General features: G+C 33.7%; 7 protein-coding genes. All 7 read right to left on the reverse strand.

Annotation, left to right across the window (positions count from 1 at the left end):
- Positions 1 to 62: 62 nt before the first annotated feature.
- The 7 genes from IV513_RS14355 to IV513_RS14385 all read right to left on the reverse strand — a co-directional run bounded on the left by IV513_RS14355 (position 63) and on the right by IV513_RS14385 (position 7,375).
- Positions 63 to 308 (reverse strand): hypothetical protein, encoded by a 246-nt coding sequence (locus IV513_RS14355; protein ID WP_209391246.1) that lies wholly within the window; start codon positions 306 to 308, stop codon positions 63 to 65.
- A gap of 53 nt (positions 309 to 361) precedes the next feature.
- Positions 362 to 2,203, reverse strand: coding sequence for a M1 family metallopeptidase (locus IV513_RS14360; protein WP_209391247.1), 1,842 nt, complete (start codon positions 2,201 to 2,203; stop codon positions 362 to 364).
- Positions 2,204 to 2,535: 332 nt separating this feature from the next.
- Positions 2,536 to 3,279 carry a hypothetical protein gene (locus tag IV513_RS14365; RefSeq protein WP_209391248.1) on the reverse strand — a complete coding sequence of 248 codons (744 nt, stop codon included), beginning with the start codon at positions 3,277 to 3,279 and terminating at the stop codon, positions 2,536 to 2,538.
- 170 nt (positions 3,280 to 3,449) lie between these two features.
- Positions 3,450 to 5,123 carry a hypothetical protein gene (locus IV513_RS14370; protein ID WP_209391249.1) on the reverse strand — a complete coding sequence of 558 codons (1,674 nt, stop codon included), beginning with the start codon at positions 5,121 to 5,123 and terminating at the stop codon, positions 3,450 to 3,452.
- Between the two features lie 224 nt (positions 5,124 to 5,347).
- Positions 5,348 to 6,226: a ferric siderophore ABC transporter substrate-binding protein gene (locus IV513_RS14375; RefSeq protein WP_209391250.1), complete on the reverse strand. Its 879-nt coding sequence runs from the start codon at positions 6,224 to 6,226 to the stop codon at positions 5,348 to 5,350.
- 39 nt (positions 6,227 to 6,265) lie between these two features.
- Positions 6,266 to 6,661: a biopolymer transporter ExbD gene (locus IV513_RS14380; protein ID WP_209391251.1), complete on the reverse strand. Its 396-nt coding sequence runs from the start codon at positions 6,659 to 6,661 to the stop codon at positions 6,266 to 6,268.
- Between the two features lie 9 nt (positions 6,662 to 6,670).
- Positions 6,671 to 7,375: a MotA/TolQ/ExbB proton channel family protein gene (locus IV513_RS14385; protein WP_209391252.1), complete on the reverse strand. Its 705-nt coding sequence runs from the start codon at positions 7,373 to 7,375 to the stop codon at positions 6,671 to 6,673.
- Between the last annotated feature and the right edge of the window lie 267 nt (positions 7,376 to 7,642).

The raw sequence follows: 7,642 nt of genomic DNA on the forward strand, positions 1-7,642 counted from the left end.
CTACAAGCTAAATCGAAGATATTTTGGAGATAGCCTCTTTGAAAGGCTTATTATTGCTAACATTACAGGGTTATGATTAAAAACGGATAATCAAAAAAATTTTTGTTCAATTTTAATTTTACAACATCTAAGCTTGCATCATTATTTTCATACCAAGCTAATCTATCATTTTGAAAAGCAATATTATACTTGGAAACGAAATGCTCTGCTCCAAAAATATTTTTCCAAACAATTTCATCCTCCTTTAGTTCTCCTTCGCTAAAGTCTATTTCTTCATAAACTAATTTTAATAATTCTTGCTTATCCATACTTTAAAATTAAAAACCCCCAAAATATAAATTTCAGGGGCCATCTTTATGAATTATTTTACCTCAACAAAATTATCTGCAGGATTTACATCTGCCATTCTTTGGCTGAAATCTATTCCTAAAACTTTAAGCTGAGATTTGGTGTAAGGAACGGTTAACGTATATTCTTTCTGTGTCCACGGCCAGTATTTCAAAGTAGTGAAATCTCCGTATGCATCCTTAGTTTTCCAGGTACGTGTCATGTTTAAAGGAATGTAATACTGAATTACTTTATTATCGCTTGTTATCAAAGAAAAATCAATCGGCATGGGAACCTGACTATTATTAACTAAAGTTATCGTTGTAGATTTATCATCGTATTTTACATCTTTAATCCCATAATCAATGGTTTTCGTGGTATTGATCCAATAATGCTGAAACCATTTCAGATCCATCCCGGAAATTTGCTGTGCAATATGCAAGAAATCTCTGTCTGTAGGATGTTTCAGGCTCCATTCTTTAAAATATTCCTGCATAATTTTGGCTAAATTTTCTTCACCCACAATATATCCCAACTGAACCAGATACAATTCTCCTTTCACATAACTAGCATAAGAATATGCCGTTCCGTTATCGTGATGATCTCCCAGCCAAACAGCAGGCTCTTCTATTCCTCTTTTAATGAAATTTCTATACGCATCAATTTTTTCAACAAAAGGATTAGGTCTGTTGTCTTTAGGCGGAAACAATTCGTGCATCACAATACTTTCTGCGTAACTAGTGAAACCTTCATCCATCCACGGACGCATAGACTCATTAGTAGCCAACATTTGCTGATACCAGGAATGTGAGCCTTCGTGAACCATTAATCCCATTAACTCTTCAACATTTTCTGCTTCACCTAAAATCATAGTACACATCCCATATTCCATTCCGCCGTCTCCTCCCTGAATGAAAGCATAAGAAGGGTAAGCATATTTCCCGAACCGGGAATTCATAATCTGGAAATATTTTGTAACATAAGGTTTTGCCTCACCCCAAGCTTTCGTTTTATCATTTTTCTGATAAACAAAAAATACTTTCGGGCCTTGCGGAACCTCAAAACTTTCTACAGAATAATCTCTGTCTGCTGCCCACGCAAAATCCAGCATATTTTTGGCATACCACTTCCAGGTTGCTTTGTTTTTATCGGCTTTAATTTTTGCTGAACTTTCGTAGCCTTTCACCTCTGAAGGATTCAAAAGTGTTCCTCCAGCTCCTATTACATAGTCTTTATTGATTTTAATCGTTACATCAAAATCTGCAAATGGTGCATGAAATTCTCTTCCAACATAATCGAAAGTTGCCCATCCGTCGTAATCATATTCTGCGATTTTCGGATACCATTGTGTCATGGTCATATCCACACCTTCCCTGTTATTTCTTCCTGATCTTCTTATTTGTTGAGGAATTACAGCATCCCATTCCAATGTAAAATTAGTTTTAGAATGAGGGTTAACAGGCTCTGCTAAATAAACTTTCATAATGGTTTCCTGAATTTCAAACTTAAGGTTTTTCCCGTTTTGTTTAATCCAGTGAATGTTTTGTGCACCTTCTTCATTTTTAGGAATTGCAGCCAGCCTGGAAATTCCGTTTTTTTGCAACCTTGAATCACCATTTTTCCCCTGTCCGGCAACTCTCTGATCCATCATAGAATTGGGTTTGAAGGCATTCCAGTATAAGTGAAAGTAAACAACTTTTAATTCATCCGGGGAATTGTTGGAGTACTCTAAGGCTTGGGTTCCGTTGTAGGTAAAATTTTCTGCATTTACATCAATATCCATTTTATATTTTGCAAATTGCTGATAATATGCCCCTTGTTGAGCCTGAAATTGCATAAAAATAAATGCAAACAAGATTACAACTGATTTTTTCATTAAAATGATTTTTTGTATAATTTTATTTATAAATCAAAAAGCAAACATATTAAAAAGAAGCTGTTTCAAAACTTTTGAAACAGCTTTTTAATTATAAAATTTTAAATCTACCTCACTTTAATATTTTTTTTCTTTGAGTTAAAAATACTAAATAAAATTATAGTTATAGAACCGAGAAAAGGGAAAAACAACATTATCAAAACGGGAATTATACCAAGATTTTTTTTAATAATGAGATACAAACCAATTATATAAAGTAATATCTGTATAAATATTAAAAAATATAAATTAAATGGACCAATAGATATATTCATAACTGTAGTGTGTAAGATTTATGGACAACAAAAAGCTCCGTTAACTTGATACCATGAATACTTAACGATACCTATGTTAAATTCATTTTCCTGTAAATGTGGTTTGCCAATAGCTGTACAATGACCACCACTTGGTAATCCAATACCATGAGATAAACTATATTTATAATCAGACCAAGCTGCATCTGGGGTATAACCCCAACCAGAAACATAATATGTATCCCACCATGGACACCCTCCTGCCATCATTCTTGCTGAATGATTTGCATAAGTGTCCCTATCATTTTGTTTACTAAAAATTTCTCCATAAACTGAAAGCAAAAGCATTGTCTCTAAATTGATTGTTGAAAAATCAAAATTATTGTCAATTGTGCTAGTTCCATAGGGTGTTTGTAATTTCAATTGTGAATCAGTATTTACAAATAGTAAATAGCTTGTATTTAACCGAAGTGAGTCTCCATTCAATGTAAACTGATAATTTGAAATATTTCCTGTATGCTCGTTAACTTTAAAATCTCCATAAGTTTGAAATATCACTTTATTATTATTGTCAAGTGAATAAGATTTTACTCCATACATAAATAAATTTCTGGAAATACTATCAACGGTTGTGTTCGCATAAATTCGATTTGAATTTAAATCATTTCTCTTCAATCTAGAAGTTTTTGTAGACTCTGTTGACATTTCTTCTTCATGTCTAGAGCATGCGAAAACAGCAAGTACTGTTAAAAGCAATAAAATTGCTAAATTTAATTTTTTCATAACGTTTATTTTTTGGATTTAACGTTATAAAAGTAAAAACAAAAATAAAAACACACAAATTTTTATTGAATTATTTTTAACTAAAATTGCCATATAAACTAATATTCCTAAACATCATACAATTCTACCACTAATAAACTGTTAAATACTCATAATTACCTAGTATAAGTTCATTTCACCCCAAATGTTAAAATCTTTTCTAAAATTCTTAGAGTAATTAGATAGGTAGGTTTCACTCCTGTTAATCCCAAACCGCCTGAAGAAAGTGTAGCACCCGTTTCCAAAGGATTATCTGATGCATAGTAAGCATAACTTACGAAAAGATCCGGTGCAATATGATGTCTGATTTTTGAGGCAACCTGAATGGCTTTCTGATAATGAGCTCCTTCCATTTCCAGCCCAATAGCCTTCCAAGAAGTATTCATAAAATAAGAAAGGATATCCCGGTTTTGAAGGGATGTTCCTAACACGGTAATCATCGGTCCTTCAAAAGCTCTTAATTCATCATCCTGAAAATCATCCAGTTTTAACGCATTTTCAAAAGGATAATTATCTGCAGTTCCTTCAAAGATATGGGCAGTTGGGATCATAATATCCCCTTTTCCACCCGCAAGAATACCCGCTTTTCCCATAATTGAAACAGATTTTACCTTCATCATATAAACTTCTCCTTTATGTTCAAAAGGTCTTAGAAGTTCATCCATAATTTCATACGCCTGTTCTCCGAAAGCATAATCAAAAACCAAAACTACATCATCACCACTGAACTTGGTATGACTAAACGGGGTATTTTTAAAATCAATTTTACTTAAATCAATAATCTGAACATCAATATTGCTCCCCGTATTGTCATCAATATAAATTAAACCCTGTTCTAAAGAATATTTTAAAACTTTATCTCTAAGATCTTTTTTGTTTGAAATCTCTTCATACAGTTTGTAATCTACCTCTTTGCTTTGTTTTTTCTTGAGAGCATCATTAGCATACAGCATATTTTTCACCGAATGCATGTTCGCAGAAATAATGTGCAACGGACGCATGTGAAGATTATTTTCAAACAAAACTTCTTTTACTTTATGAGCCCATTTTTCACCAAAATAATGATGCCCCACTCTTTCTTTCAGAATTGCACTGAAATAAATCTCTCTTTCGCGGATCTGTTTTGCATCTTCCAAACTTACTTTTGCCAAATGGTAGATGATTTTGAATAATCTGTCGGGATTATCGTCTTCGCCAAAAGTGTTATAAGCGTTTAAAGTTTCATCGAAGGTTCTTCCTATTAAAGAAGATAAATGAATCAGGGCAACCTCTTTCTCTTTTCTGCTGAATTTCTTCTCGCCTTTTACTACTTCTTCAATAATTTTGAAAGCTCTGGTTGGCTTCCAGTTTTCATTCTGAATAAACGCAAGGTTTCTTATTTTATCTGCTTCAATAAAAAGAAATGTTAAATGGGTAAGAATATCATAAATTTCGGAACGTCCCAAAAGTACCTCAATGTTCATTTGGTGCTCGTCTATTCTGTAACAGTTTCTTCTTCTTTTTTTAGGGACAATCGGCTCAAAGCTTCCTTTATCAAAACCTTCATCCGATGTAAGATGAATGAATGCACACTCTTCTATCCCTTCTGGAAGTCTGTCTAAAACATACATCAAACCATCCAATTCCAATTTGCTTGGAATACTCATGGTACCGTAAATTTCCGGATTGATCGTCTTCAACAAACTTCTAATGCTTTCTCCTGAAACTCCGCTCGGCTTGAAAAAACCTCTATAAAACAGGTGTCTCATAGAAATGTAAAGTCTTTCAATTGCCTCGGTGGTTTCTCTTGCTCTAGAATTTGTCATATATTTAAAATTTTTATAAAAAGTCTGCTAAGTTACGAAAAAATATTTTTAATATTTTAAATCACTAAAAATTAAACACTTAACAATGATTAAAATACAACTCCTTAGTTTTTATGAATTTTTAAAATTAAGATTTTGGGGAATAAACTGAAAGATTTTCAGAATAAGTTTTTATTAATATTATATTGAATAAAAAAACTGCCCCGAGGGACAGTTATTATATTTTAGAAAGTAATATTGTAACTACCGGTTGATGATACCGAAGCTTTTTCAGCTTTTACATATTTTTTTACCCAACCGACCGAAGTGGAAACAATGCAGGGATCCGAAATCCCTCCCGATCTCCTCGCAGAAACAACATTTCCTGCCTTGTCTACTGTATATGAAATTGTTATAGATCCGCTTCCTGAACAATTATGACTCGGTTGCGCACCCCCTCTTCCCATTGTTCCCGGAATATATCCCACCAACCTTCTGTCGATTCCAATTTTACTATCACCATTTCCATCACCTCCCAAAGGATCGCCGGCATTGCCCATTCCTTTCCCAGTACCTTGACCTCCAGCTTTTGTACCTCTCCCATTTAATAAATTTCCAATAGCTGCAGTTCCTTTGCCATCGCCTACACCTATTTTAGAATTTGCGGCATTAGAAGATGGCTTTGCACTTTTAAGAGTCGAACTTGCAGAAGATTTGCTATTTGTTTTCGATTCTTCTTTTTTAGGTACTGTAAGTTTTGTATTATTTCCGGTAATAAAGCGATCTTTAGCTTCAGTTTTATTTAGTTCTGGCTTAGGTTCGGGATTTATAATGGTTTTAGGCTCAGACACCTTATTTTCGATAGGTTCAGGAGTATTTTCAATAGCTTTAGCCGCCAAACTCCCTTCCTGATTTGCCGGTTCTTCAATGCCTGACCCGTTTCTGTTATCTCCGAAATTAACCAGCATTGTTGTAATTACTTCCGGCTTCTTTTCAGGCACACTAGGTTTCATTTTGTAGATAAAAACAAATAATAAGACAGCAGACCAAATTAACACAGAAAGCACTGCACTTTTAATCTTATCCTTATATTCTTCGTTTTTATTTATTGTATAACCTTTCATTTCTATTTATTGCATCAAAAATACAGATTTAAGCTATTATTATTCTTTTACCGTGGCAATAGCAATGCTAAGTTTATGTTTTTCGGCTATTTCCATTAAGAAAACAACATCTTTATGCATTGTATTTTCATCTGCTCTTATCGTAAAAGATTGAGACGATTTATTCTGCAAGTCGTTAATTATCGTTTGTTCTACCAATTCTTTTTTAACAGGTTTATCATCTACATAATAAGAACCGTCAGATTTCACGCTTACCGTCATCGGATTCGAGATATTATTTTCCACACTTGCCGTTTTTGGCAAGCTTACATCTATCGCACTTTGGTTTGCCGCCGAAGAGGTAATCATAAAGAAAATCAGCATCAGCAAAATAACGTCGGTCATTGCTGCTAAACTGAATTCCGGATGCGCTTTGTTTCTTCTTTGAATTTTCATCCTTCGCGATTATAAAGGTTTATTGATAATATCTAAAAATTCTCCAGAAATATTCTGAGCTCTCAAAATAAATTTATCTATTCTTGTAAGCAGAAGATTATAAAAAAAGTTTGCAGGAATTGCCACCGCCAAACCAACAGCAGTCTGTCCCAATGCTGTATAAATACCTTCCGAAAGTGTTTTTGGAGAGAATGCACCTTCCGAGTGAGATAAATCAAAAAACGCAATAATCATCCCGATAACAGTTCCTAAAAGCCCCAACATAGGCGCAATACTTGGTACGGCCGCCAAAAGGTTAAGATTTTTTTCCATATTGGCGACTTCCACCTGCGCTTGAGATTCCATTGCACTTACAATATCTGAAACAGGTCTTCCCAATCTCGATATCCCTTTCTCTAGAATACGGGATTCAGGAGAATTCTGGGTCTTACAATAATCTGCTGCCGCTTCAATCTTTCCGTTTCTTATGAAATCTTCAATATTATTCATAAAATTAGAATCGGTTTTGGAAGCCATTCTCCTGATGAAGAAAAACCTCTCAAAAAAAAGATAAACAGAGAAAACACCCAACAAAAGAACTGTTACCATTACAATTTTCGCAAAAGGACCACCATGAAAAAGGATTTCCCAAAATGAAAATTCAGTTTTTTTGATTGTAACAGCAGGCGTTATTGCCTGTGCAAGCACAAGTTGTGTAAGTTCGGTTAATAGCATTACAAGATTATTTACTATAGTTTAAACGACAAAAATAAACGAATATTATCAAATTTTATCTTAAAATAAGCTTAAAAAAACACAAATTTTAAACCCCATCACCCTAAAAAGCAAATTTCTTTCCAAAAATATTGAAAATAAATACAAAAGTTGGCAACCTAAAAGCATGGGATCAGTTTCAAAAGTTGGGGATTAATATTAAAAATTGATATTTTTGCAGAGGATGAAAACAGAAGACCTACTCAAGTTATTATTGCCTGAATACTT

Source organism: Chryseobacterium sp. RR2-3-20, from assembly GCF_017808115.1.
GTDB classification, from domain to species: Bacteria; Bacteroidota; Bacteroidia; order Flavobacteriales; family Weeksellaceae; genus Chryseobacterium; species Chryseobacterium oryzae.